At 71.2% G+C, this 25,305-nt stretch carries 22 protein-coding genes; 13 read left to right on the top strand and 9 right to left on the bottom strand.

The window, feature by feature from the left end; translation table 11 throughout:
- Positions 1-128 precede the first annotated feature (128 nt).
- Entirely contained in the window at positions 129-530 is a 402-nt protein-coding gene (locus OHT51_RS39205) for an SseB family protein (protein ID WP_328883660.1), read from the bottom strand.
- Positions 531-704: 174 nt separating this feature from the next.
- Positions 705-1,937, bottom strand: a complete 1,233-nt coding sequence (locus OHT51_RS39200; RefSeq protein WP_328883659.1) for an acyl-CoA dehydrogenase family protein — start codon at positions 1,935-1,937, stop codon at positions 705-707.
- A 348-nt stretch (positions 1,938-2,285) separates the two neighbouring features.
- Here OHT51_RS39200 and OHT51_RS39195 point away from each other — a divergent pair, with 348 nt between their 5' ends.
- Together OHT51_RS39195 and OHT51_RS39190 are read left to right on the top strand one after the other, a co-directional pair.
- Positions 2,286-3,632 (top strand): phosphoribosyltransferase family protein, encoded by a 1,347-nt coding sequence (locus OHT51_RS39195; RefSeq protein WP_328883658.1) that lies wholly within the window; start codon positions 2,286-2,288, stop codon positions 3,630-3,632.
- 129 nt (positions 3,633-3,761) lie between these two features.
- Positions 3,762-4,688 (top strand): peptidoglycan-binding domain-containing protein, encoded by a 927-nt coding sequence (locus OHT51_RS39190; protein ID WP_328883657.1) that lies wholly within the window; start codon positions 3,762-3,764, stop codon positions 4,686-4,688.
- Positions 4,689-4,723: 35 nt separating this feature from the next.
- Here the strand turns inward: OHT51_RS39190 and OHT51_RS39185 are convergent, their stop codons facing one another.
- Both OHT51_RS39185 and OHT51_RS39180 read right to left on the bottom strand, forming a co-directional pair.
- Positions 4,724-5,272, bottom strand: coding sequence for a cysteine hydrolase family protein (locus OHT51_RS39185; protein ID WP_328883656.1), 549 nt, complete (start codon positions 5,270-5,272; stop codon positions 4,724-4,726).
- Positions 5,269-6,774 carry a purine-cytosine permease family protein gene (locus tag OHT51_RS39180; protein ID WP_328883655.1) on the bottom strand — a complete coding sequence of 502 codons (1,506 nt, stop codon included), beginning with the start codon at positions 6,772-6,774 and terminating at the stop codon, positions 5,269-5,271. Before OHT51_RS39180 ends, OHT51_RS39185 begins: the two co-directional genes overlap by 4 nt.
- Positions 6,775-6,938: 164 nt before the next feature.
- Between OHT51_RS39180 and OHT51_RS39175 the strand changes: the two genes are divergently transcribed.
- Positions 6,939-7,190 (top strand): hypothetical protein, encoded by a 252-nt coding sequence (locus OHT51_RS39175; RefSeq protein ID WP_328883654.1) that lies wholly within the window; start codon positions 6,939-6,941, stop codon positions 7,188-7,190.
- Positions 7,191-7,306: 116 nt separating this feature from the next.
- Here OHT51_RS39175 and OHT51_RS39170 read toward each other — a convergent pair whose 3' ends face one another.
- Positions 7,307-8,002, bottom strand: coding sequence for a type 1 glutamine amidotransferase domain-containing protein (locus OHT51_RS39170; protein ID WP_328883653.1), 696 nt, complete (start codon positions 8,000-8,002; stop codon positions 7,307-7,309).
- A gap of 81 nt (positions 8,003-8,083) precedes the next feature.
- Between OHT51_RS39170 and OHT51_RS39165 the strand changes: the two genes are divergently transcribed.
- Positions 8,084-9,043, top strand: coding sequence for a LysR family transcriptional regulator (locus OHT51_RS39165; RefSeq protein WP_443052660.1), 960 nt, complete (start codon positions 8,084-8,086; stop codon positions 9,041-9,043).
- Positions 9,044-9,400: 357 nt separating this feature from the next.
- On the opposite strand, the gene OHT51_RS39160 is transcribed toward OHT51_RS39165, so the two are convergent.
- Positions 9,401-11,371 (bottom strand): collagenase, encoded by a 1,971-nt coding sequence (locus tag OHT51_RS39160; RefSeq protein ID WP_328883651.1) that lies wholly within the window; start codon positions 11,369-11,371, stop codon positions 9,401-9,403.
- A 161-nt stretch (positions 11,372-11,532) separates the two neighbouring features.
- On the bottom strand, positions 11,533-12,492 hold the full coding sequence (locus tag OHT51_RS39155; protein WP_328883650.1) for a LysR family transcriptional regulator: 960 nt from the start codon (positions 12,490-12,492) through the stop codon (positions 11,533-11,535).
- A gap of 133 nt (positions 12,493-12,625) precedes the next feature.
- Between OHT51_RS39155 and OHT51_RS39150 the strand changes: the two genes are divergently transcribed.
- Entirely contained in the window at positions 12,626-14,071 is a 1,446-nt protein-coding gene (locus OHT51_RS39150; RefSeq protein WP_328883649.1) for a glyceraldehyde-3-phosphate dehydrogenase, read from the top strand.
- Between the two features lie 76 nt (positions 14,072-14,147).
- Here the strand turns inward: OHT51_RS39150 and OHT51_RS39145 are convergent, their stop codons facing one another.
- Positions 14,148-15,788: a thiamine pyrophosphate-binding protein gene (locus OHT51_RS39145; protein ID WP_328883648.1), complete on the bottom strand. Its 1,641-nt coding sequence runs from the start codon at positions 15,786-15,788 to the stop codon at positions 14,148-14,150.
- The gene (locus tag OHT51_RS39140) at positions 15,785-16,570 is read right to left on the bottom strand and encodes a cyclase family protein (protein ID WP_328884579.1); all 786 of its coding nucleotides are present in this window, start codon (positions 16,568-16,570) and stop codon (positions 15,785-15,787) included. The genes OHT51_RS39145 and OHT51_RS39140 overlap by 4 nt, the downstream gene beginning before the upstream one ends.
- A 182-nt stretch (positions 16,571-16,752) precedes the next feature.
- On the opposite strand from OHT51_RS39140, the gene OHT51_RS39135 reads away from it, so the two are divergent.
- The 8 genes from OHT51_RS39135 to OHT51_RS39100 all read left to right on the top strand — a co-directional run bounded on the left by OHT51_RS39135 (position 16,753) and on the right by OHT51_RS39100 (position 25,305).
- Positions 16,753-18,399, top strand: a complete 1,647-nt coding sequence (locus tag OHT51_RS39135) for a cellulase family glycosylhydrolase (protein WP_328883647.1) — start codon at positions 16,753-16,755, stop codon at positions 18,397-18,399.
- Positions 18,400-18,579: 180 nt separating this feature from the next.
- A complete protein-coding gene (locus OHT51_RS39130; RefSeq protein WP_328883646.1) occupies positions 18,580-19,623 on the top strand; it encodes an ABC transporter substrate-binding protein in 1,044 nt (347 codons plus the stop codon).
- Between the two features lie 86 nt (positions 19,624-19,709).
- Complete coding sequence (locus OHT51_RS39125; protein ID WP_328883645.1) at positions 19,710-20,714, top strand: FecCD family ABC transporter permease; 1,005 nt, start codon at positions 19,710-19,712, stop codon at positions 20,712-20,714.
- Positions 20,711-21,784, top strand: a complete 1,074-nt coding sequence (locus OHT51_RS39120) for a FecCD family ABC transporter permease (RefSeq protein ID WP_328883644.1) — start codon at positions 20,711-20,713, stop codon at positions 21,782-21,784. Before OHT51_RS39125 ends, OHT51_RS39120 begins: the two co-directional genes overlap by 4 nt.
- An 89-nt stretch (positions 21,785-21,873) precedes the next feature.
- On the top strand, positions 21,874-22,128 hold the full coding sequence (locus OHT51_RS39115) for an EF-hand domain-containing protein (protein WP_328884578.1): 255 nt from the start codon (positions 21,874-21,876) through the stop codon (positions 22,126-22,128).
- A gap of 103 nt (positions 22,129-22,231) precedes the next feature.
- The gene (locus OHT51_RS39110; RefSeq protein WP_328883643.1) at positions 22,232-22,399 is read left to right on the top strand and encodes a hypothetical protein; all 168 of its coding nucleotides are present in this window, start codon (positions 22,232-22,234) and stop codon (positions 22,397-22,399) included.
- A gap of 120 nt (positions 22,400-22,519) precedes the next feature.
- On the top strand, positions 22,520-23,887 hold the full coding sequence (locus OHT51_RS39105) for an MFS transporter (RefSeq protein ID WP_328883642.1): 1,368 nt from the start codon (positions 22,520-22,522) through the stop codon (positions 23,885-23,887).
- A complete protein-coding gene (locus tag OHT51_RS39100) occupies positions 23,884-25,305 on the top strand; it encodes an alpha/beta hydrolase family protein (RefSeq protein WP_328883641.1) in 1,422 nt (473 codons plus the stop codon). Before OHT51_RS39105 ends, OHT51_RS39100 begins: the two co-directional genes overlap by 4 nt.

Raw genomic sequence — 25,305 nt, 5'->3', positions numbered from 1 at the left:
GTTCAGCAGCCGGTCCTCACCGGCCGGTCCTCACCGGCGACACAAAGGGGACGAGCGGCTCGGGTGCCACTCGTCCCCTTCATGTGCTCACTTCGTCGACTGCGAAGTACGGCCGATCCTCGTCGGCGCTAGGGCCGTGCCAGCAGGGTCCGCACCCCCTCCGACGTCAGGGTCAGCGGGTGTGAGGAGCCGGCGTCTATGGTCAGGGCCAGGTCCTCCGACGGCCACTGCGAGGCGAGTGCGCCCAGTGGTACCAGGCGGTAACGGGAGACGAAGGGCAGCAGCTCGGCCATCGCGGGCTCGGAGGTGAAGACGGGGACGACCGGCTCGCCGTCCGACCGCTCGATGACCGGCAGCGCCACGGCGCCCGGGTCGATGGCGTCCTGCTCATTGGCGTCGTCGGGGACGGGGACGAGGACGTCGCTGCTCGCGAGCGTGTCCATCGCCGCCGTGTCCTCGCTGTTCCCGGCCAGCGCGTCCAGCGCACGCCGGGCCGGTGTGGCGGTGTTGTCGTTCGCTGGTGTCTCCATGACAGATCCCCTGGTAGCGGCGGTAGTGCGGGCCGCCCGGGACGTGATCGTCCCTGGTGCGGCCCTGCTCGCGTACCCGATCCGGACCTGAGCATTCCTATTGCCGTGCACGGGATAGGAATGCTGGTCAGAGATGTCTGTCGCAGGGGAACACGCGGCGGAGAGCTCAGGGGATCAACGGGATGTGGGCGGACGGCTGCCCCAAGCGGTCGCAGCCGACGCGGCGGGCGAGGGCTCGGCCATGCTGGGACCCACGTGGGTCCAGTACGTGGCCGCATCCCGGAAGTAGCGCTGCATCCGCTCGCCGTCGCGCGCGTGCCTGGAGCCGGCGGTGCGGAAGAGGCTGCCCTGGAGGACGTCCCAGGTCATGCGGCCCGCGTTCAGGAACATGAGGGCGAGGCGGTTGTCCTCGGCGGTGGTGAACGGCGGGCCGCCGGTGGCGTTGCGGTGGCAGGTCTCCATCCATGCCTCGGCGGTGCGTTGCAACGCCGCCTCGGCCGTGTGGACGACTCCGAGCGCCTCGCCGAGGTGCCGCTGGTAGTCGTGGAGTTCGGCCCGGGTACGGCCGGGTTCGAGGATCAGGGGGCGGTCGGCGACGACCCGGGCGTACTCGTCGGCGGCGGCGTAGGCGGTGCCGATCATGATGGCGGCCAGCTCGCCGTGGAAGAAGCTTGGAGCCCGCCCGGCGTACATGGGGTTGCCGTGCAGTGCGGAGCCGAAGCTGCCGCCCTCGACGGGCAGGTCGAGCAGGCTCGCCTCACGGGTGAGGTACGCGGGAATGCGGGCCTGCTCCATGTGGATGCTGTTGGAGCCGCTGCCCCGCAGGCCCAGGACGCCGTGCCAGTCGTCGAGCACCGTCCACACCGAGCGCGGGGCGACGAAGAGCACCGGAGGTCCGGGCGGGGCGCCGGGGCGGTCGGGGGCGCGCAGGGTCTGGCCGACGTAGTGCGTGGAGTAGGGGGCGCCCGAGGAGTACGGCCAGGTGCCGTCGAGGACGACATGGCCGTCGCCGTCGGGTCGGGCGACGCCGATGGGCGCGACGGTGGACGCGGCACGGAAGTCGCCGTCGGCACCGAAGATCTCGTCCTGCGCCCGCTCCTCGAAGACCGTGGCGACCTGGAGGACGTGGGCGGCCGTGAGCGACAGGGCCCAGCCGGTGGAGGGGCAGCCGCGGGCGATCTCGGTGACCACGCGGTAGAAGGCGGGCAGGCCGAACTCGTAGCCGCCGTACCGGCGCGGCTGGAGCATTCGGTAGAAGCCGGCCCGCAGGAAGTCGTCGTGAGTGTCCTTGGGGTAGTGCGTCAGCCGTTCCGTCTCCGGCTGGCGCTCCAGCAGCACGGGCCGCAGGTTCACAGCCCGTTCGACGATGTCACGTTCGGTCAGTCCGGGTTCGGGCGCGGCAGTCACGATGCCTCCTGACGTGTGGGGCCGTCCGTTCGTGCCGTGATGCGTGACGCGATACCAAGTGATTGAACACGGCAACTGTGCACGGGGTACCGACCGGAAATCGCCAAGCTGCCGAGGCCCCCGGCGGAACCGACTCAGCAGCGCCCTTCCGCGGCCGACGGCAGCCGACGGCATTCCGGGGTGACGGCAGCAAGCCTCCCGCGTCCGGAGTGCGCGACAGACGACGGCAGAGCTTCGGGCGTGGGCCGTCCGCGCACGGGCGGGACGCAGGCGTCCACGGCGGGCGAACAGTCGTAGCCTGAAGAGGTAAGGACAGGCTCCCGCCCTCGTGGGCGCGGGAGGCGGCGTATGCGGTACGACGATCGCAGAGCGGCGGGGCGGCTGCTGGCCGAGGCGCTGGAGGAGTGGCGCGGTCAGGACGTGGTGGTGCTGGGGCTGCCGCGCGGCGGGATGCCCGTGGCGGCCGAAGTGGCCCGGCATCTCGGCGCCCCGCTGGATGTGCTGGTGGTGCGCAAGCTGGGCGTGCCCCAGCAGCCGGAGTGGGGGTTCGGTGCGATCGGGGAGCACGGGGTCCGTGTCCTCAACCAGGACGTGATCAGCGAGGCGGGGCTGGACTCCGCCGAGCAGGACTCCGTGGAGCGAGCGGAGCGGGCCGAGCTGGACCGGCGTCTGCACGAGTACCGGCAGGGCCGGGCCGCAATGCCGGTCGCCGGGCGTGTCGCGGTCGTGGTGGACGACGGGGTTGCCACCGGCGCCACGGCCGAGGCGGCCTGTCGGGTCGTACGGGGCCAGGGCGCGGCCCGGGTCGTGCTCGCCGTGCCCGTCGGGCCCACCCACAGCATGGCGCGGCTGCGGCGGGCCGCCGACGAGGTGGTGTGTCCGCAGCCGCTGCGGGCCCTCGGCTCGGTGGGCGCCTGGTACCGGAACTTCGCCCAGACCTCGGACGCCGAGGTCACGTACCTGCTCGCCGAGGCCGCCCGCGCCACGCCGCGCTCCTCCGCCGGGCAGTCCCCCGAGGGGGCACTCTCTTCGGGACCGAGCCGGGATGTGCTGATCCCCGCCGCGGGAGCCCGGCTGGGCGCCCACCTGGTGGTGCCGGACGGGGCACCCGCGGCCGTGGCCTTCGCGCACGGCAGCGGCAGCGGCCGGCACAGCCCGCGCAACCGCTACGTCGCCTCCGCCCTCAACCGCGCCGGCCTGGCCACGCTGCTGCTCGACCTGCTCAGCGACGACGAGGCGCACGACCGGCACAACGTCTTCGACATCTTCCTGCTCGCCCGCCGCCTGCACGCCGCGTCCCTGTGGCTGCGCGGCGAAACCGGCCTGCCCGTCGCCTACTTCGGGGCCAGTACCGGGGCCGCCGCGGCACTGGAGGCCGCCGCGCTGTCCGGCTCCGGCATCCGCTCCGTCGTCTCCCGTGGCGGCCGGCCCGACCTGGCGACCCCGGCGGCGCTGACCCGCCTGCGGGCGCCGACCCTGCTCATCGTCGGCAGCCGTGACACCCAGGTTCTCAGCCTCAACCGCCTGGCCGCCGACCGGATGCACTGCGAGCACCGGATCGCCGTCGTCCCGGGCGCCACCCACCTCTTCGAGGAACACGGCACCCTCACCACCGTCGCCGAACTGGCCCGCGACTGGTTCACCGCCCACCTCGACCGGCCCACTGCGGAAACGTCGCGGCGCCGGTCACAGTAGCGACCACTAGCCCCGCGCGGCTTGATCCGGTCGGTTCGGAGGCCCCGGTTCCGCCCACGCACACACGGATGGAGATTATGTGCAGGACATATGCCTGGACTCAGGATCCTGCACGGAGAGGGACCCCACGTGAGCGAACCGACCGACCCCGTCTGCCCGGAGTGCGACACACCCCGGGCATCGGACGGAACTCCGGCCTGCTCCTGCGCCCGCCTCGCCTCCGACGCCCGCCGCGACGCACGAACGGCAGAGGCGGCGGCTGCGGCGGACTTCGCTCCGCTGCGCATACGGCCCTTCGTGGAGCTCGGTGACGATGCCGGGGCGGTGGGCCCGGCGATCGTGGACGAAGTCCCGCAGGAGGCAAGGGACTTGGAGATACCTAGTGACTTCGCGACACAAGGGGACGCTGGAGACGCGGACGGCAGCCCGGCCGCTCCCGCCCTCGACGCGGAATCCCTGAAAGACCCCCCACGCAAACACCGCCCCCTTCTGATCGCCGGAGCCGGCGCCGCCCTGGTCGTCCTGCTGACGGGTGCCGTCCTGGGCGGGCTCCACCTCTACGACAGCCCGTCCAGGGCCAGGGCCGCATCCGACGACGTACGGCCGCCCGTCCCGGACAGCTCCACCGAGGACGGCACATCCCCCGAGGGCCAGTCCGCCGCTACGGCCACCGCATCGCCGGCTTCTGACCCGGCATCCTCGCCCAGCAAGCGCCCGACCGACAGCTCGGCGACCCCGGCCGACTCCTCCCCCACCCCCACCACGGCGGCCCCCACCGCGGGCGCCGGCACCAGCGCCGCCGCCCCAGAACCCACAGCCGTGGAAGGCCGGCCCCCGGTCCTCCGCCTCGGCGACGAGGGACCGGAAGTCACCGAACTCCAGCTGCGCCTGCGGCAGATCGGCCTCTACGCCGGGGACATCGACGGCGACTACGACCGCTCGGTGGAGGGCTCGGTCCGTACCTACCAGCTCACGCGTGTCATCCTCAGCGAACCGTCCGGCGTCTACGGCACGGCGACCCGGACCTCACTGGAGTCCGAGACCTCGGAGCCGTGACCTCAGGGAGGTGAGCTGGGCGATGGGGGGCTGACTCAGACCGTCTCCTCAGCGACTTCGGCGACCGTCGTCACCCGGATCAACGGCCGGTACAGGTCCAGTACATGCAAAGCCTTGGCGTGCGAGTCGTCGTCCGCACCCGCGCAGGCGTCGGCGACGACCAGCACCTCGACGCCCGCGTCGGCGGCGGCCAGCGCCGTCGACAGGACGCAGCAGTCGGTGCTGACGCCGGCCAGGACGAGGCGACCCTCCGGGGCGACGCGTCGGGCGAGTTCAGAGGTCCATTTTCCGAAGGTGGTGGCGTCGAGCACGTGCCGTGCGCGGGGCGCGAACTCGTCCGTGAGCTGCCAGAGTTGAGCGTCCGGCGGTTGCAGGGCGAAGGGCCACTGCTCGTAGTACGCCCGCCAGGCGCCCTTGGGGCTCTCGGGTGCCACGAACCGGGTGAACGTGACTCGGTCCCCGAAGGCCGGCAGAAGCCGGCGTATGCCCGCTGCCGCTTCTGCGAATCGCGGGGTCGCCCAAGGGCTGTCGGGGTCGGCGAAGACGCGCTGCATGTCGATGACGGTGAGCAACCCCGTGGTCATGCGGCCGTCGCCCCCTCGTCCGCCGCGTCGCTCGGTTCCTGCGCCTCCTGCGCACGGACGTGTCCGCGCCGCAGCACCAGGGTGCCGAGGAAGCCGAGGGCGAGTGCCGCGAGGACGCCGAGGTTGGCGTAGGCCCAGGAGCCGGACCGGCCGCCGAGGCCCAGTGGGGTCAGCAGATAGCCCTGCCAGTCCAGCCAGTTCGCCGTCGAGTTGGTGACCAGGCCCCATCCGAGTGCGGTGGCGGTGACGGTCAGGAGGAGTGGGGTGAGCGGTACGTCGCCGTAGCGGCCGGTCGGGCGGTAGAGGTCGGGCTCGTCGTAGTCGCGGTGGCGCAGGGCCAGGTCGGCGAGCATGATGCCGCACCAGGCGGCGATGGGGACGCCGAGCGTGGTGAGGAAACCCATGAACGGGCCGAGGAAGTCGTCGGCGACGAAAACGATGTAGATCGAGCCCGCGATCATCAGGACACCGTCGACCAGCGCGGCCACATAGCGTGGCACGGGCAGGCCCGCCGACAGCAGGGCCAGGCCGGACGAGTAGATGTCGAGGACCGCGCCGCCGACCAGGCCGAGGACCGCGACGACGGCGAACGGGACCAGGAACCAGGTCGGCAGGATCGTCGTCAGGGCGCCGATCGGGTCCGCGGCGACGGCCTCGCCCAGCTTGCTGGACGAGCCGGCCAGCAGGAGGCCGAAAACCAGCAGGAGCAGTGGGGCCAGGGAACCGCCGAAGGCGGTCCAGCCGATCACGCCACGGCTCGACGCGGTGCGCGGGAGATAGCGGGAGTAGTCGGCGGCCGCGTTGACCCAGCCGAGTCCGAAGCCGGTCATCATGAAGACGAGGGCACCGATGAACTCCTGGGCGGAGCCCGTGGGTACGGCGCTGACGACGGACCAGTGGATGTCGTCGGCCACGAGCACGACGTAGACGACCGTGAGCACGCCGGTGACCACGGTGATCACGGTCTGCAGCCGCATGATCAGGTCGAAGCCCATGACCCCCACGACCACGGTCAACGCAGCGACCAGGATGAGTGCGACCACCTTGGTCTCGGTGCCGCCACCCCAGCCGAGCCGTCCGAAGACGGTCGCGGTGGCCATGGTGGCGAGGGCGCAGAGCACGGTCTCCCAGCCGACCGTGAGGACCCAGGAGATCACCGACGGCAGTCGGTTGCCGCGCACCCCGTACGCGGCACGGCCGAGGACCATCGTCGGCGCGGAGCCGCGTTTCCCGGCCACGGCGACGAACCCGCACAGCAGGAACGAGAAGACGATGCCGACGACTCCGGCGACCAGTGCCTGCCAGAAGGAGATGCCGAAGCCGAGCGCGAAGGCGCCGTAACTCAGGCCCAGGATGGACACGTTGGCCCCGAACCAGGGCCAGAACAGGGTGTGTGGCGTGCCTTTGCGCTCGGCGTCGGCGATCACGTCGAGGCCGTGGGTCTCCAGCTGGAGCTTTCGGCCCGCGGGCCGGCCGTCGAGTGGGTCCGGGGATGTGATCATTCCGGCATCGTCGCACCGCTCATCCCGCTGCGGAACACCGTCTGCCGGTGTCCGTCGCGCTGGTTGCCATGCGACAGTCACTCATCCGAGTGGCTCTTGGTGTACCCGCTGCGTTCCGAGGGTGATGTTCATGTGACAACAGCACCCACTGCACAGGAGTACAAATGCGTATTCGCACCGCGCTTGCTGCCGCCGCTCTCGGCACTCTGACCGTCTTCGGCGGCGCCGCCGCTGCCCACGCCGATGTCGACGACCAGAGCAGCTTCGGCGTCGGAAGCCAGGAGAGCCAGGGCTGGCAGGAGCCCACGTTCAACGACCAGGGCGGCGCCGCCTTCGGCAGTGAAGGCAGCCAGGGCACGGACGAAGGTGCGGGCTTCGGTGACGCCGAGGGCGCCGAGGGCTCGTTCCTGCAGTAGACAGAGGCAGCCGACGAGGACGTCTCGATGCGTGTCGCGCACGAGGCGTCCTCGGCCGTTGCAGCCACTCGGGCCCGCCACAGCGCCTGGGCGCGCGAGCGGGGCGGTGAGGTGATTCAGCCCAGCTTCTTGAGCAGTTCGACGGCGAGCGGGGCGGCGGAGGACGGGTTCTGGCCGGTGACCAGGTTGCGGTCGACGACCACGTGCGGAGCCCACGGCTCGCCGACCTGGACCTGCACGCCGGCCTCGGTGAGCCGGTCCTGCAGCAGCCACTTGGCCTTGTCGGCGAAGCCGGCCTGGGTCTCCTCGGCATTGGTGAACGCGGCCACCCGGTAACCGGCGAAGGTGTTGGTGCCGTCGGCCTTGGTCGCGGCGAGCATTGCGGCCGGGGCGTGGCAGACGACACCCAGCGGCTTGCCGCTCTCCAGCGAGAGGGTCAGCAGCCTGCCGGACTCGGCGTTGACGGACAGGTCCTCCATCGGGCCGTGGCCGCCGGGGTAGAACACCGCGGCGTAGTCGTCGAGGTTCACGTCCTCCAGCCGGACCGGCTGCCGCAGCTCCGCCATCGAGGCTAGTACGGCGGCGACCCGGTCGGCGTTCTCCTGACCGTCGTTGAACTCGGGCGCGAGGCTGCCCTGGTCGACCGGCGGGACGACTCCGCCCGGCGTGGCCACGACGACCTCGTGCCCGGCGGCCGTGAACGCCTCGTACGGGGCGGCGGCCTCCTCGGCCCAGAAGCCGGTGGGGTGCCTGGTGCCGTCGGCCAGCGTCCAGTGGTCGGAGCCGGTCAGCACGAAAAGGATCTTCGACATGGAGTGCTCTTTCGAGAGACGGTGAGTCGATGTCTCGACGGTACGCATCTCGTGCCATTGGAATCCAATAGGCTCACACATATGACACATAGGGATTCCGATGAGATGGAGGAGAGCACCCAGCTCAGCGGTGCGGCGCCGGTGGACCTCAACCTGTTGCGCACGTTCCTGGCCGTGTACCGCACCGGGTCCTTCACCGCCGCCGCCCGGGTGCTGGGCCTGTCGCAGCCGACGGTCACCACGCAGATCCGCACGCTGGAGCGGCAGCTGGACAGGGAGCTGTTCCAGCGTCTCGCGCGCGGCGTCGCCCCTGCCCCGCACGCGGACGAGCTCGCCTCCCGAATCGTCGAACCGCTGGACGCCCTCGCCAGTGTCACCGGGCCGGGCGGCTCAGCCGACGTCCGGCCTGCGGAGCCGGTGCATCTCGCCGGTCCGGCCGAGCTGCTGACCCACCGCGTCATGCCGGCTCTCGCGCCGCTGGTCGACAAGGGCGTACGGCTGCGCGTCACCCCCGGCCTGACCGAGCCGCTCCTGGAGGAGCTGCGGGCGGGCCGCCACGACCTGGTCCTGTCGACGTACCGGCCGCGTGGTCGCGCCCTCGCCTCGGTGCCGCTGATGGACGAGGAGTTCGTGCTGGTCACGGCTCCCTCCTGGGCGGAGCGCATCGGCGGACCGACGCGGATCGCGGCGGCCGGACCTGCCGCGCTGCACGGCGTGCCGCTCGTGGCCTACGCCGAGGACGTACCGATCGTGCGGCGCTACTGGCGTCATGTGTTCGGCAAGCGTCTGGTGCGTCACCCGGCGATCACGATGCCCGACCTGAACGGGGTCAGGGCCGCGGTGACGGGCGGTGCCGGGTTCAGCGTGCTCCCCCGCTATCTGTGCGCGGCCGAGCTGGCGTCGGGCGCGCTGGTGCTGCTGCACGACCCGGACGATCCGCCGATCAACACCGGTTTCCTCGTCCAGCGCCCGGGCTCGTCCGGAAGTGCTCATGTCTCGCTGGTCCGCGACCACCTGCTGGGAAGCGCGCGCGGCTGGTAACTGACCGCAGCTCAACCGGCCGGCCGAGCAACTGCCCGATGGGGGCGCCGCGGAGCAGGTGCAGCTCCGTGCGGCGGTCGAGGGCGAGGCGGGCGCACTGCAGGGACAGCCACGCCTCGTGCGGGCGACGGCACCCGGCAGCGTCCAGCGGGCACGCCAGCCAGCGGTCCCAGCGGTGCCCTTTCCTGCCCTCTCAGCGGCTCCAGCAGCCGCTCCACCAGGGCCCGGCGGGCGCTGCCCTGGCCACCCGCCTCGTCCTCAACGCTCTCGACCCGGCCCACGCCCAGCGCCCCGCCTGCTGACGCCCGCGATCCCGTGGCCCGCGCGGATCACCCCGCGCGGGTCGCGGGCCGGGGCTCAGAGGCCGCGTGCGGATACCTCGGCCCCACCTCGGCCGACGGCCGCACCGGCCGTACAGGCCCCGGCCGCGCACTCCGTCAGCCACTGGTCGAAGTCGGCGTCGTAGCGGGTGCCGATGTCGGAGGCGTAGACGGCGTATCCGCCCGCGTAGTCACCGACGCGGAAGCGGGCGAGCATGCGGTGGACGTCGGCCGGGTGGCGCTCGAACATGTAGCGGACGGCGAGGTAGCCCCACGGGTAGGTGCGGGTCACGTCGCTGTTGGTGTACGTGTTCTGGAACAGCGTGCTCAGCCGGTACGTGTGCTTGCCCGCCTCCGTGATCGCCTGGTCGTAGGTGATGCCGCGGTAGCCGTAGGAGACGTACTCGGCCACGCCCTCGATCCACCAGACGTCCGGCACCGAGATCTGCTGGGCGAAGTCGCCCTTCATGTTGTGGCGGGCGTCGAGGTAATGCGTGTACTCGTGGTTGAGGTTCCAGATCCGGGCGGCGTGACCGTTGTCCTGCTCCTTCTGGTACATGACCGCGAACGGCCGGTTGGCGGGGTCCGCCGGGTCTCCGATCAGGGTCATGCCGCCGTTGTCCGTGCTGATCCCGAAGATCGCCCCGGCGTAGGTGCGGTAGTCGGCGGGGCGGGCGAAGACGACGAGGTCGATGGTCGACAGGTACTGGCCGGGTATGGGGCCGTCGTCCTTGACGAGTTCGTGCACGTACGCGTCCTGGCCGAGCACGCTGTCGCATGCCGCGTCGAGGTCGGCCGCGGTGAGTGCCTGGGCCCGGATGGTGTGGGTCGCGTCGCAGGGGTGGGTGATCGGCAGGGCGGCCCTGGTCAGTTGGCCGGTGAGGTCGCAGACGGCGTAGTAGGAGCAGTTGGCTTTGTCGTAGTACTCGGCCTGCGTCGCCACCGCGACCCACAGCCCGGCCGTCGGGCCGGTGATCCGTGACGCGCTCAGCAGCTGCCTGGTCAGCGGTCGCACCATGGCCCGCAGCGCCGGGTGTTCGACGTGACGGGCCAGGTTCATCCCGGCGTTGGACGCCAGATACGCCCGGTCGGTGGCCAGCAGGTCCAGGTGGTCGAGCGCGAACCTGTGGAGGGTCCGGACGATGGCCGGGTCGGCGGCCACGGCGTTGACGTAGTCCGCGTTCCAGTTGCCGCGCCACAGCGGGGTGTAGACCGCGTTGACGGCGGCGAGCATGCTGGGGATGGCGTCGTGGGAGCGGCCGTATCCGTTCAGCACCCGCCGGTAGACGTTCAGATAGCGGGCCTGCTGGTCGGCGCTGTCGGTGAGGATGAGGACCTCGCTCAGCACGTCGCCGTTCGCCGCCGTGACGTCCCTCGATGATGAGCGGGCGAAGAACGTGTCCAGGCCGCGGACGGTGTTCCGGGCCAGGCGTGTGCCGTAGGGGCCGACGTCGGTGGGGTTGTTGAACTGCACGTAGTAGCCGGCGCGCAGGAAGAGCACGAGCTGCCAGATACGGGCGGAGTTGTCGCCGCGATAGCTCTGTGCCGTGCGTGTGAACGCCTCGGCGACGGTGACCATCTGGGCCTCACGGAAGACCGCGCGGGCGTCGGTGCCGGTGACCGCGAAGAGGCTGTTGACGCAGTCCGTGGTCGAGGCCTTGACGAAGGCCACCAGCGCGGATCCTGTTCTGCTCCCGAAGTCGGCGGGACTGCACGGGGCCGCCTTCGGGGAGACCTGCGCGCCGGGGTTGTCGGGCTCGGGCGTCGGTGCCAGGGGCGGCAGGTGGGCGGGGGTGCGCTGCCGGTCGCGTACGGCGGGGTGGGTGGTGGCGTCGGCGGTCGATCCGGTCGGGGGCGGGGGTGGCGTCGGCTTGCCCGACCGGGTGGGGAGCGGGGTGGTCTCGGCCGCGGGTGTCGCGAGTGCGGGCGTCGACAGCAGGCCGGCCAGGGTGACGCATGCGACGAGCGCGGCGGCCAGGTGTCTGGGCAGCACGAAGCGGTAGCGCATCTGGATTCCTCCACGGATGGATGCGCCTCGATACGGGTGCTGAGGCGTGTGTGGCACTGTCTCAACGCCCGCCCGGCCCAACAATGGCGTGTGACATAGCACATTGCACTGTTCGGCCATAACGCGCCATGCCGTGGCCGGGACCGATGTGGAGCCGGGAGCTACGTCTCGCTCACGTTCCACATGCGCGCTGCCCAGGTCCTCAAGTGCGGGGACCGGCCCACGAGTTCACGGTACGCGGCAGTGGCGGACTGCAGCAGGGCGTCGGCCGTCGCCTCGGTGACCACGTCACGCCGCCACGCCAGCACGTAACGGCACCACAACGGCGTACCGATCAGCGGCTTGACGACGACCTCCGAGATGGGGCGCGTCGTCGCCTGCACGACGGCGACGCCGTGCCCGTCGGCGATCATTCCCTGCAACTCCAGCCGGTCGCCCAGGAATTCGTGCACCGCCGACGGGCTGAAGCCGGCCGCCGCGCAGGCCGCGTGGAAGACGCCGGGCCATCCGGCGCCGTCGTCCGGCGTCAGGAACCAGGCCTCCTCGGCCAGATCCGCGAGGGCGACCTGAGCGCGCTGTGCGAGCGGGTGGCGGGACGGCAGGGCGACGAAGTTCGGCTCGGTGACGATCCCGCGATGGGCCACAGCGTCGGAGTGCACCAGTTCCCGGCCGGGGTAGTCCGCGGCGATGGCGACGTCCACCCCGCCCCCCTCCAGCAGTTCGACGATCCGGGAGGAGGCGTACACGCTGTTCACCGCGAGCGAGACGTCCGGCAGCCGGGTGCGGACGCCCGACAGCATGCCCGCGAGCATCGGAGAGTTGGTCGCCGCCACCCGCAGGGTCCGCCGCGAGGGCGCGGCGCCGGAGGCCGGCCGGCGTCCGATCGCGTCGGCACGGGCGAGGACGTCGCGGGCCTGGGCGACCACCTCGAAGCCGTACGCGGTCAACCGCACCCCGGCCGGCCCGCGTTCGAACACCGCCTCACCGAAGTACCGCTCGATCCGCCGGAGTTGGGTGCTCATCGCGGGCTGTGAGTAGCCCAGCTCAGCCGCGGCCCGGCCCACGCTCCCCGCGTCCGCGATGGCACACAGCACGCGCAGATGCCGTAGCTCCAGCTCCACCCTCACTCCTTCTCCATATACAGGGAAAAAGCCCGCAAACTTGGACAGTTTCCCATCTCGCCGACCCCCCTTTGAACGATCGTCGCACCCTGCGGTTAGCATATGAGCGCCACCTAGCTCGAAAGATAGGCCCGTGACTGTCAACGACGACTCGTTCACCAACTGGAAGACCCGCGAGGAGATCGCGGAGTCGATGATCCCGCTCATCGGGAAGCTGCACAGGGAGCGGGACGTCACCGTCCTCCTCCACAGCCGCTCCTTGGTGAACAAGTCGGTGGTCAGCATCCTGAAGACGCACCGGTTCGCCCGGCAGATCGCCGGTGAGGAGCTCTCGGTCACCGAGACCCTGCCGTTCGTGCAGGCCCTCACCGCGCTCGACCTCGGCCCGTCGCAGATCGACATCGGCATGCTGGCCGCGACGTACAAGGCCGACGACCGCGGTCTGACCGTGGAGGCGTTCACCGCCGAGGCCGTCGCCGGTGCCACCGGAGCCAACAAGATCGAGCGCCGCGAGGGACGGGACGTCGTCCTGTACGGCTTCGGCCGCATCGGCCGCCTCGTCGCCCGCCTGCTGATCGAGAAGTCCGGCTCGGGCAACGGCCTGCGGCTGCGTGCCATCGTCGTGCGCGGCGGCGGCGAGCAGGACATCGTCAAGCGTGCCTCGCTGCTGCGCCGCGACTCCATCCACGGTCAGTTCCAGGGCACGATCACCGTGGACGAGGCGAACAGCACGATCTTCGCCAACGGCAACGCGATCAAGGTGATCTACGCGAACGACCCGTCCGAGGTCGACTACACGGCGTACGGCATCAAGAACGCCATCCTCATCGACAACACCGGCAAGTGGCGCGACCGCGAGGGCCTGTCCGAGCACCTGCGCCCCGGCATCGACAAGGTCGTCCTGACCGCGCCGGGCAAGGGCGATGTCCCGAACATCGTGCACGGCGTCAACCACGACACCCTCAAGCCGGACGAGCAGATCCTGTCCTGCGCCTCCTGCACCACCAACGCCATAGTCCCGCCGCTGAAGGCGATGGAGGACGAGTACGGCGTGCTGCGCGGTCACGTGGAGACCGTCCACTCGTTCACCAACGACCAGAACCTGCTGGACAACTACCACAAGTCCGAGCGCCGCGGCCGCTCCGCGCCGCTGAACATGGTCATCACCGAGACCGGCGCCGCCTCCGCCGTCGCCAAGGCGCTGCCCGACCTCAAGGCGCGGATCACCGGCAGCTCGATCCGGGTCCCGGTGCCGGACGTGTCGATCGCGATCCTGAACCTCCAGCTCAAGCGGGAGACGACGCGCGAGGAGGTCCTCGACCACCTGCGTGACGTGTCGCTGACCTCGCCGCTGCGCCGCCAGATCGACTTCATCACGGCCCCCGACGCGGTCTCCAGCGACTTCATCGGCTCGCGCCACGCCTCGATCATCGACGCCGGCGCGCTGAAGGTGGAGGGCGACAACGCGATCCTCTACCTCTGGTACGACAACGAGTTCGGCTACTCCTGCCAGGTCATCCGCGTCGTTCAGCACGTCTCCGGGGTGGAGTACCCGACCTACCCGGCCCCGGCGGTCTGATCCCGCCCACGTCGACCCGCCCGCCGCCCTGCGCTGACCTGCGGCGGGCGGGTCGACGTTCGCGGAGCCCGGGCCCTCAGTGGCCGCGGAATGCCTCCTCCAGCCACCACGACCCTCGATCGGCGACGACCTTGGCGTCGACGAGCAACGGCGCGGTCCGCGGCCCGGCGACCCAGTCCACCACCGCCTTCAGGTCGGCCCGCGTCCGCACGGTCACTGCCTCGAAGCCGTAGCCCCGCCCCACGGCGGCGATGTCCGTCGGCGGGAAGCGCACCGTGTCCAGCGGGTGCCCGTGCGGACCGAAGTGGTGCACCTCGGCACCGTAGGCCTCGTCGTCGTACACGACGACCGCCATCGGCAGCCCGAGCCGGCGCACGGTGTCCAGGTCGACGGCGCTCATCAGCGCACCCCCGTCCCCGAGTGCCGCCACGGGCAGCCGGTCCGGCTGTGCCAGCGCCGCCCCGATCGCGGTCGCCAGCCCGAGCCCGATCGACTGGAAGGCCTGCGTGAAGCAGAAGCCCTTTTCGTCGGGCACCGACCAGTACGCGCTCGGGTAGCCCATGAAGTTGCCGGAGTCCACGCCGACCACCCGCTCCGCGGGCAGGATGTCGTCGAGCGCGATGCTCAACGTCCTCGGATCGATCCGCTCCCGCGTGCTCCGCTCCTCGAACGGCACGTCACGCAGCCGCACCCGAGCGGCGATGGCCGCACGGACCTCCGCGGTCCGATACCCCTGCTGCTGTCCGTCCCCCGCCGCGAGCAGCCGGCGTGCGGTGAGCCCGACGTCTCCGGTGACGCCGAGGTGGACCGGCCGGTGCGCGCCGAGCGCGGAGGGCTCGTCGTCGACCTGTACGACGGTGGCGTCGGCGCCGATGAGGTTGCCGTGCCGCATGGTCCACATGTTGAGGGCGCAGCCCCAGCCGACGATCAGGTCGGCGCCCTGGAGCAGCTCGGCGGCCAGGGGCGAGGCGAAGCCGCCGGAGATGCCCAGTGACCAGGGGTTGCCGTGGAAGAGCCCGTGGGTGACGGCCGAGGTCGCCAGCAGCGCGCCGTGCCGCTCGGCGAGCGACTCCAGAGACTCGCGACAGCCCGGCCCGCGTGCTCCCCGGCCGGCCACGAAGACGGGCCGTCGTGCCTGCCCGAGCAGCCGGGACAAGGCGGCCACGTCGTCGGCGTCCGGCTCGACCGCGGCCCGCTGCGGTGGGGGCGCCGCCTGCGCCAGGGCACCGTCGGGCACCTCCAGGGCCTGCACCGGCAGCGGAAGGTTGAGCAGGACGGTACGCCGCTCCCCCACCGCGAGCCGTACCGCCGCACAGGCCTGCTCGACCGCTTCCTCCGCCGACGTGACCCGGACCGTGACCGCGCCCACCGCGCGGGCCAACGCCTCCTGGTCGACATAGAAGTTGGACCGGGGCTCGGTCACCTCGGCGGCCAGGACGACGAGCGGCGTACGGCTCTTCGCCGCCTCCGTGATTCCGGTCATCGCGTTGGTCAGGCCGGGCCCCTGATGCACGCTCACGGCGGCGACCGTGCCGCTGGTCCGGGCGTACGCGTCGGCCATCGTCGCCGCACCGCCCTCATGGCGTGCGGCGACGAACCGCGCCCCCGCCGCGACCATCGCGTTCGTCACGTGGAAGTTGCCCGATCCGACCACCCCGAAGACCTGGCCGACCCCGGCCGCGCACAGCGCCCGGCCCACCGCTTCCGCGACGTTCATGAGCGCTCCACCAGGGCAAGCACCCGCGCCGGAGCTCCGGAGCCGGTGACGATGGGCAGCGGTCCGGCGATGACGACGGCGCCGGTGGGCGGCAGCGCCGCGAGGTTCTGCAACTGCGTCAGACCGTACTTGCCGCTGCCCATGAGGTAGGAGTGGCACGGGAAGGCGGGTTCGAACGAGTGCGCGCCCCCGGCATCCGTGCCCACCGTCTCGACGCCGAGGCCGGTCACCGGCGACTCCTCGGCGACCCAACGGGCGCACTCCACGGACAGACCGGGGGTGTGCGGGCCGTTCTCGTCGGCGTTGAGGAACGCCTCCTGGGAGTGCGAGCGCGCGTCCCATCCGGTCCGCAGCAGCAGCCAGCCGCCCGCGGGCAAGGGCCCGTTCTCGGCTTCCCAGGCCTTCACGTGGTCGACCTCGACCAGGAAGTCGGGGTTCTTGGCCACCTCGGCGGTGAAGTCCAGGACGACCGCGGGTGCGATCAGCTTGCCGGCCGGCACCGAGGCCACGTCGGCGAGGTCCCTGCCGGTGACCCAGTGGTCGGGGGCGTCGAAGTGGGTGCCGGTGTGCTCGCCGCTGCGGAAGTTGTTCCAGTACCAGGCGGGGCCGCGGTCGTCGTACCGGCTGATCTCCTCCAGCTCGAAGACGGCGGTCTGCCCGAACTGGGGCGGCAGCTGGATCACCGGTGTGGACGACGACAGGGGCGAGGTGAGGTCGACGACTTCGATCGATCCACCCCGCAACCCGGACACCAGCGCGGCAAGGACGGACGGCTCGGGCATGGACGCCTCCTCGGTCGGTCTCTCCATTTCAGCATCGCAGCCGTATTTCCCACCCCTTGACGCGTCAATGACAACAGTGGCTTGATGAGATATGGGAGCGCTCCCACTTCCATTCGGGAAAGGGAAACACCATGCGCGACACTCGCCGATCAGGCTTACAACTCCTGCCACGCTCAGGGCTGTTGGCCGACGCAAGAAGATCCCGCACCTCGGCCGTCCCACGGCCGGTCACCGTAGCCGCGGTACTCCTGGGGCTTCTCCTCCCGCTGCTCGCCTTCTTCGCCCCCGCACACGCCGCGCCGCCGGGCTTCCGTGTCGCGAACGGGCGGCTGCTGGAGGCGAACGGGAACGACTTCGTCATGCGGGGCGTCAACCACGCCCACACCTGGTTTCCGGACCGCGTCAGCTCCCTCGCCCACATCAAGGCCAAGGGCGCCAACACGGTGCGGGTGGTCCTCTCCAGCGGTGACCGCTGGACCCGCAACGGCACCGGCGACGTGGCGAACGTCGTCGCCCAGTGCAAGCAGAACCGGCTCATCTGTGTCCTGGAGGTCCACGACACCACGGGCTACGGCGAACAGAGCGGCGCCGTCACCCTCTCCCGGGCCGCCGACTACTGGATCGGCGTGCAGAGCGCGTTGCTCGGCCAGGAGGACTACGTCATCGTCAACATCGGCAACGAGCCGTACGGCAACACGAATTACACGGCGTGGACGGGCGACACCAAGGCTGCCGTCCAGAAGCTGCGCACCGCCGGCTTCCGGCACACCATCATGGTCGACGCGCCCAACTGGGGTCAGGACTGGGCGTTCACGATGCGCGACAACGCCGCCTCGGTGTTCGCGGCGGACCCGGACGCCAACACGGTCTTCTCCATCCACATGTACGGCGTCTTCGACACGGCAGCCGAGATCAGCGGCTACCTGAACCGTTTCCTGAAGGCCCAACTTCCGATCGTCATAGGCGAGTTCGGCCACAACCACTCGGACGGCGACCCCGACGAGGACACCATCCTCGCGGTCACCCGGCAGCTCGGTCTCGGCTGTCTCGGCTGGTCCTGGAGCGGCAACGGCGGCGGGGTCGAGTACCTGGACATGGTCACGGACTTCGACCCGAACCAGTTGACGTCATGGGGGCAGCGGATCTTCAACGGTGCGAACGGCATCGCCGCCACGTCCACGGAGGCCACCGTGTACTCCTCCTCCGGCGGCGACACCACTCCCCCGACCACGCCCGGGACGCCGACCGCCTCCGCCGTGACGTCCTCGTCCGCCACCCTGAACTGGAGCGCCTCCACGGACGCGAACGGGGTGACGGGCTACGACGTCGTCCGCATCGCCGGCACGACCGAGACCGCCGCCACCTCGACGAGCGGCACCTCCGCCGCGGTCACCGGTCTCACCCCGGCGACCTCGTACACCTTCGCCGTCCACGCGCGCGACGCGGCGGGCAACCGCTCGCAGCGCTCGGGCACCGTGGCGGTCACGACGTCGTCCGCGGGCTCGTCGGCGACCTGCGGTGTCGCGTACCGGGTGGCGAGCAAGTGGCCCGGCGGCTTCCAGGGCGAGATCGTCATCCGCAACACCGGCACCTCGGCGATCAACGGCTGGACGTTGCGCTGGATCTTCCCCGACAGCCGGCGCGTCAGCAGCCTGTGGGGCGGCACCGCGACCCAGAACGGCGCCGACGCGAGCGTCGCCTCCGCGTCGTACACGGCGTCGATCGCACCGGCAGGTTCGGTCACCCTGGGCTTCACGGCCACGAAGGGCAGCGCCAACCCGAGCCCGGCCGCCTTCACCCTGAACGACTCCGCCTGCTCCCTGCCCTGACCCGCACGCGCTCGCGCTGCCTGGCGTCCTGGCAGGTCAGAGCGTCAAGGAGGCCCCACGTCCACGGCACAGGACCGTGACAGGAACCACACAGTCCCCGTGTACGGCACACGGAGACCGTGCGGATAAGGTGAGGCTGGCCTAATAGACGGTCACATGTGCACCATAGGGAGCCCTGTCATGCTTCAACGGCGCCGCGGCACAGCCGCCGTCGCTCTTGCCGTCGCCGCGGCACTGTCCCTCGCGGCCTGTGGCAGCTCCAACGACGGTTCGGACAACGCGGGTTCCGCGGCCGGGTCCGGCAACAAGAAGGACGTGGCCAAGGGCGGCAAGGACTTCGCGTCCGCCGCCGAGAAGACCGCCGCGATGGGCACCGACGCCAAGCCGGGCCAGTGGCCTCGCACCGTCGAGCACGCCATGGGCGAGACGGTCATCGACTCCCAGCCCAAGCGTGTGGTGGTCCTGGACGTCGGCGAACTCGACAACGTCGTCTCGCTCGGCATCAAGCCGGTCGGCCTCGCCCCCACCGAGGGCTCCCCCGAGCTGCCTTCCTACCTGAAGAAGGACGCCGGCAGCCCCAAGAACGTCGGCACGATCAACAACCTCAACCTGGAGGCGATCGCCGGCCTCAAGCCGGACCTGATCCTCGGCAGCCAGCTGCGCGCCGCGGACAAGTACGACGAGCTGTCGAAGATCGCGCCCACCGTCTTCTCCATCCGGCCCGGCTTCACGTGGAAGGAGAACTACCTCCTCAACGCCGCGGCCCTGGACAAGACCGCCGACGCCAAGGCGAAGCTCGCCGCCTACGACAAGAAGGTCGACGCGCTCGACGCCGAACTGGGCGCCGACAAGCCGACCGTGTCGATGGTGCGTTACCTGCCCGACGGTGTGATCCGGCTGTACGCCAACGCCTCGTTCATCGGCACCATCCTCAAGGACACCGGCATCCCGCGCCCCAAGAACCAGGACATCGAGGACCTGGCAGCCGAGGTCAGCGCCGAGAACATCGACCAGGCCGACGCGGACTACATCTTCACCGGCGTGTACGGCGACGCGAAGGCCACCGACAAGTCCCGCGCGCAGGGCAACCCGCTGTGGAAGAACCTGAAGGCGGTCAAGGCCGGGCAGGCGTACGACGTCCCGGACGAGACCTGGTACCTGGGCCTGGGCGTCACCGCGGCCGACGAGGTCCTCGCGGACCTGGAGAAGTACCTCACCAAGTAAGGCCCTTGCACAGAACCAGGTAAGGCCCTTGTACGGACAGGGGAATTCGGCTGCCACACGGCATGAGCACCAGCAAGAGGAACCGCATGTCCCGTGCCACCCGGCGTCGTGTCGCCTGGACGGTCGCGGGCATGCTCCTGCTGCTGGTCGCCGTCCTGCTGAGCCTCGCGCTCGGCAGCCGGCAGATCCCGCCGGCCCAGGTGTTCGACGCCCTGCTGCACGGCGGCACCGGCGACAACGCGCAGGTCGTGCGGGCGCTGCGGGTTCCCCGCACGGTCATCGGCGTGATGGTCGGGCTCGCCCTCGCGGTCGCCGGGGTCGTCATGCAGGGCATCACCCGCAACCCGATCGCCGAGCCCGGTGTCCTCGGGGTCAGCCAGGGCGCCTCGCTGGGCGTCGTCTGCGCGATCGCGTTCCTCGGGGTGCACTCGCCGGCCGGCTATGTCTGGTTCGCGTTCGCCGGAGCGGGACTGGCCGCGGTGGCCGCCTATGCGGTGGCGGGCAGCGGTCGCGGCGGCGCGTCGCCGGTCAAACTGGCGCTCGCCGGGGCCGCGATGAACGCGTTCATCGCCTCCATCGTCTCCGCGATCGTCACGACCGACGCCCGCGCCCTCGACGAGTTCCGGTTCTGGGACGTCGGCTCGATCGGCGGCCGGGACGGTGACGTGGTCGCGCAGACCTGGCCGTTCGTCCTCGTGGGGCTGCTGCTGGTCGCCGTCGTGGCGCGAGGGCTTGATGCCCTGGCGCTCGGGGACGACGTGGCCAGGGGGCTCGGTCACCGGGTCGCGCTGCTGCGGGCCGTCGGCGCGCTCGCCGCGACCGTGCTGACCGGGGTCGCCGTCGCGGTCGCCGGTCCGATCGCGTTCGTCGGGCTCGCCGTCCCGCACATCGCGCGGGCCCTGGTGGGCGCCGACCACCGGTGGGTGCTGGCCCTGTCCGCGCTGCTGGGTCCCTCGGTGATCCTCGTGTCGGACGTGCTCGGCCGTGTCCTCTTCGCGCCCTCGGAGGTGCCGGTGGCCGTGATGACCGCGTTGCTCGGCGTGCCGTTCCTGGTCGCGCTGGTACGCAGGAAGGCGACGGTGCCGGCGTGACCCAGCCCCTCGATCGAACCGCCCCCGCACCTCGTGGCCTCCGGCCCTCCGGATACTCCGTCGTGCGCGTGCGGGACGGCAGCTTCCTGCTGCACCGCCGGGCCTGTGCCGTCGCCGTGCTGCTGGCAGCCGTACTCGCGGTGACGGTCGTCGTGTCCCTGTGCGTCGGCGAGTCGTACGTCTCCCCCACAGAGGTAGTGCGGGTGCTGCTCGGGCAGCCGAGCCCCGACGAGCTCGTCGTCGGCACGCTCCGGCTGCCCCGACTGGTAACGGGCCTGCTGGTCGGCGCCGCGTTCGGCGTCTCCGGCGCGCTGATCCAGACCGTCGCCCGCAACTCACTCGCCAGCCCGGACGTCATCGGCGTCACGCACGGCGCGGGCGCGGCGACGGTGACCGCGATGACCTTCGGGCTCACGTCGTACACCGTCCTGCCGTACGTCTCGGTCCTGGGCGGGCTCTCGGCCGCCGCGCTCGTCTATGCCTTCGCCTGGCGGGGCGGCCTGCACGCGACGCGCTTCGTCCTCGTCGGAATCGGCGTGTCCATCGCGCTCGGCTCGCTGACCAGGCTGTTCCTCACCAAGGGCGACTATCTGGTCGCCCAGCAGGCCAAGGTGTGGCTGACCGGCTCGCTCAACGGCCGGGGCTACGACCAGGCCGCGCCGCTCGCCTGGGTCCTGCTGGCCCTGGTCCCGGCCCTGCTGTGGGCGGCGCACGAGCAGCGCATGGTGTCCCTGGACGACAGCACGGCGACCGCGTTGGGCGTGCGGCTGGGTCCGGTCCGGCTGGGTCTGACCGCGCTCGGCGTCGTACTGGCCTCCGTCGCGACCGGCGCCGCCGGCCCGGTCGACTTCGTGGCGCTGCTGGCCCCCCAGATCGCCCACCGGCTGACCCGCACCGCCCAGATCCCGCTGCTGTCCTCCGCCCTGACCGGCGCCACGATCGTGCTGGTCGCGGACCTGCTGGCCCGACGGATGTTCTCCCCTGTCGAGCTGCCGGTGGGTGTCCTCACGGCGGCCGTCGGAGCGCCGTATCTGATGTGGCTCATCGCCCGCACGCGCATTCGTCGCTGAAAAGGGAACCCGAGCGGGGGAAAAGGCGTTCTCATCTGGTAACGGGGTGGGTCGGCCCGATGGCCGACGACAAGAACGAGGGTGACACGATGAGCGAAAAGGCCCGGAAGCTGTTCGAGGCACTCGACCTCGACGAGAACGGGACCCTGACCCGCGAAGAGGTGATCATCGCTCTGCGCAGCAAGGGCCCGTCCCTGGCCGCTTCGGGAGATCTGCCGGTCTGGGCCCTGGGAGACGAGTACGCCTCGTCGGCACTGTTCGACGCAGCCGACCAGAACGGCGACGCGGTGCTGACCCTGGAGGAGTTCGCGGCGGTGGTGGACCGCCGCTTCGGCTGGAGGTGACACCGGATGCCCGCCGCCGCGCCGGCCGTCTCCCCTACGGGCCCGGCTTGACGACATAGTCGGGGCTCCCCAAGAGCCTGCCCAGCTCCAGCACTTCCTCGCGGTGACCGCACTCCACGGCACGCTCACGACCGATCCGCACGACACCTGGTACGCGCTGCTCGCCGTCGCCGTCATCATCGGCGCCCATCTGGCCTTCGGCCGCCGCACAGTCCTCAGCGTGGGTGCCGGCACGGCCGTGTACATCGTCCTGCTCAACACCTGCGCCTGACGCGCGCGTCCCTGCAGCGCTGGAGCCTGCACCCATCAGTCAATGTTGTGCACTTTATTGACGGCAGTAACCAGAGAGCCTACCTTCGCGTTGTCCTTCCCCCCGTCAAGGGAGACCGCGATGCCCCCGTCCCCCGTCGCATCACCGTCACCACCCCCGTCCCCGAGCCCCGAACGCGCCCGGCAGTTGCGCCGGGTCGCCCTCTCAGGGCTGCTCGGTACCGCCGTGGAGTTCTACGACTTCCTCGTCTACGGCACGGTCGCCGCCCTCGTCTTCGGCGAGCTGTTCTTCCCGGGCGCCGACCCGGCCGTCGGCACGATCGCCGCGTTCGGCACGTTCGCCGCCGGCTATGTCGCCCGCCCGCTCGGCGGCATCGTCTTCGGGCACTTCGGTGACCGGCTCGGCCGCAAGTCCATGCTGCTGCTCACGATGGGCCTGATGGGCGGCGCCAGCTTCCTCATCGGCCTGCTGCCCACGTACGGCACGATCGGCGTCTGGGCGCCGGTCCTGCTGATCACCCTGCGTGTGGTCCAGGGCATCGCCATCGGCGGTGAATGGGGCGGCGCCACGCTCATGGTCGTCGAGCACGCCGGGGAGAAGCGCCGCGGGCTGTGGTCGAGCTTCACGCAGATGGGAGCCCCGCTCGGCTCCCTGCTCTCCTCACTCGTCGTCACCTTCGTGGTCGCGATGCCCAGGGACCAGTTCACGGCCTGGGGCTGGCGCGTGCCGTTCCTGCTGAGCGTGGTGCTGCTCGGTGTCGGCCTCTTCGTCCGGCTGAAGGTGGTCGAGAGCCCGCTCTTCGCCGAGGTGAAGAAGGAGCGCACCGAGGCGCGGCTGCCGATCGTCGACGTCCTGCGGCGTCCCCGGCCGCTGCTGCTGGCCTGCTGTGTCGGCATCGGCGCCTTCACCGCCCAGTCCCTGCTGACCAGTTACCTGATCGCGTACGCCACCGGCATCGGATACGCCCGCCCGCAGGTGCTCACCGCGCTCACCGTCTCCGCCTGCGTCGCCCTGGTCGTCCTGCCCTGCGCTTCCGCGCTGTCCGACAGAGTCGGCCGCCGCCCGGTCGTCCTCGCCGGAGCCCTCACCTCGGCCGCGCTCGCCTTCCCCGTCCTCGCCCTGATCGACTCGAAGTCGCCCGGTCTGCTGATCCTCGCCGTCGTCCTCGGCCACGGCATCGCCCAGTCCGTGATGTACGGCCCGCTGGGCGCCCTGCTCACCGAGATGTTCGGCACCCGGGTCCGCTACACCGGAGCCTCACTCGGCTACCAGGGCGCCACCCTGATCGGCGCCGGCTTCTCCCCGATGCTCGCCGGAACCCTGGTGGCCGGCAGCGGCAACGGCACCCCCGTCGCCCTGCTGATCTGCGGGGGCTCGCTCATCACGGCGCTGACCGTCTGGTTCGTGCGCGAGACCAGCCGTACGTCCCTGTCCGGCTCGACGTCCGAACGCCCCAACTCCCGCCGGACGGAGGGGATCTCCGCGTGACCACCGAGACCGTGGCCTCACGGACGCACGTACGCCGGGTCCGCCGCCTTACCCGTATCGCCGGAGCGGCCGCCCTCCTGCTCGCCGCCGGCGCGCTGCCCACCACGACCGCTGCCGCCTCCTCCGACACGACCCACGTCGACGGCCGACTCCCCTCGGGCGCCACGTACATGATGGACGTCCCCGCCCACTGGAACGGCACCGTCCTGCTGTTCAGCCACGGCTACGCGACCGGCCCGGCCAACCCCGCCCAGGACGCCCCGGACGACGCCACGAAGGCGCTGCTCCTGAAGAACGGCTACGCCCTCGCCGGTTCCTCCTACGCCACCACCGGCTGGGCGGTGACGGACGCGGTCCCCGATCAGCTCGCCACTCTCACCGCCTTCTCCGAACGCTTCGGGACGGCGTCCCGCACCATCGCCTGGGGGCGGTCGTACGGCGGACTCGTCACCACCGCCATCGCCGAGCGGAACCCGGACCGGATCGACGGTTCGATCTCCCTGTGCGGCCTGGTCCACGGCGGGGTGGCCAACTGGAACAACACCCTCGACCCCGTCTTCGCCATCAAGACGCTCCTCGCCCCCGGCACCGACGTCCCGCTGGTGGACATCGCCGATCAGTCGGCCGCCGACGCCGCCGCCGACGCCCTGACCACCGTGGTCGACTCGGCGCAGGCGACGGCCGCGGGGCGGGCCAGGATCGCCCTCGCCGCCGCCCTGCACAACATCCCCGTGTGGAACCAGCCCACGCAGCCCCGGCCGGCCGCGACCGACTGGGACGCCCAGCAGGCCAACCAGTACGAGGCCGTCCAGGGCCTGCTGAAGATCGCCGCCTTCAACCGGCGTCAGGAGTCGGAGGCACGGGCGGGCGGCAACATGTCCTGGAACACCGGCGTCGACTACGCAAAGCTGCTCGGCCGGTCCTCCGTCCGCAAGGAGGTCACCGAGCTGTACCGGAAGGCCGGCCTGTCCCTGCGCGCCGACCTCGCCACCCTGAAGCGCGCCCCGCGCATCGGCGCCGACCCGAACGCCGTGGCGTGGATGAGCGGCACCAGCTCCTTCACCGGCAAGCTGACCAAGCCGCAGCTGTCCGTCCACACCATCGGCGACGCGCTCGTCCCCGTCCAGACGGAGAGCGCCCTGCAGCGGGCCGTCACCGCGGCCGGGTCGGCGTCCCGGCTGCGGCAGGCGTACACCGACAACGCCGGCCACTGCACCTTCAGCCCCGCCGAGCAGCTAGCCGCCCTGCACACCCTGGAGGACCGCCTCACGGCCGGCACGTGGGTCGGCACCGACCCGGCGTCCCTCAACTCCCGTGCCACGGCGGCCGATCCGACCTCGCCCACCCGCTATGTGCCGTACCGTCCGGCCCCCTACCCGCGTCCGTACGACCTTGCCCACCCAGCCGACGGCCGGTGA

The sequence above is a fragment of the Streptomyces sp. NBC_00299 genome, assembly GCF_036173045.1.
Lineage (GTDB): Bacteria > Actinomycetota > Actinomycetes > Streptomycetales > Streptomycetaceae > Streptomyces > Streptomyces machairae.
The sequence above is the reverse complement of the archived record's forward strand: the minus strand, read 5'-3'. Positions and strand labels throughout refer to the sequence as shown.

Coding starts and splice junctions, on each gene's coding strand:
- OHT51_RS39205 (WP_328883660.1), bottom strand. CDS start 530: ATGGAGACACCAGCGAACGACAACACCGCCACACCGGCCCGGCGTGCG.
- OHT51_RS39145 (WP_328883648.1), bottom strand. CDS start 15,788: ATGAACGTCGCGGAAGCGGTGGGCCGGGCGCTGTGCGCGGCCGGGGTC.
- OHT51_RS39185 (WP_328883656.1), bottom strand. CDS start 5,272: ATGACCACGGGGTTGCTCACCGTCATCGACATGCAGCGCGTCTTCGCC.
- OHT51_RS39195 (WP_328883658.1), top strand. CDS start 2,286: ATGCGGTACGACGATCGCAGAGCGGCGGGGCGGCTGCTGGCCGAGGCG.
- OHT51_RS39125 (WP_328883645.1), top strand. CDS start 19,710: ATGTCCCGTGCCACCCGGCGTCGTGTCGCCTGGACGGTCGCGGGCATG.
- OHT51_RS39170 (WP_328883653.1), bottom strand. CDS start 8,002: ATGTCGAAGATCCTTTTCGTGCTGACCGGCTCCGACCACTGGACGCTG.
- OHT51_RS39115 (WP_328884578.1), top strand. CDS start 21,874: ATGAGCGAAAAGGCCCGGAAGCTGTTCGAGGCACTCGACCTCGACGAG.
- OHT51_RS39180 (WP_328883655.1), bottom strand. CDS start 6,774: ATGATCACATCCCCGGACCCACTCGACGGCCGGCCCGCGGGCCGAAAG.
- OHT51_RS39130 (WP_328883646.1), top strand. CDS start 18,580: ATGCTTCAACGGCGCCGCGGCACAGCCGCCGTCGCTCTTGCCGTCGCC.
- OHT51_RS39165 (WP_443052660.1), top strand. CDS start 8,084: ATGACACATAGGGATTCCGATGAGATGGAGGAGAGCACCCAGCTCAGC.
- OHT51_RS39105 (WP_328883642.1), top strand. CDS start 22,520: ATGCCCCCGTCCCCCGTCGCATCACCGTCACCACCCCCGTCCCCGAGC.
- OHT51_RS39175 (WP_328883654.1), top strand. CDS start 6,939: ATGCGTATTCGCACCGCGCTTGCTGCCGCCGCTCTCGGCACTCTGACC.
- OHT51_RS39160 (WP_328883651.1), bottom strand. CDS start 11,371: ATGCGCTACCGCTTCGTGCTGCCCAGACACCTGGCCGCCGCGCTCGTC.
- OHT51_RS39140 (WP_328884579.1), bottom strand. CDS start 16,570: ATGCCCGAGCCGTCCGTCCTTGCCGCGCTGGTGTCCGGGTTGCGGGGT.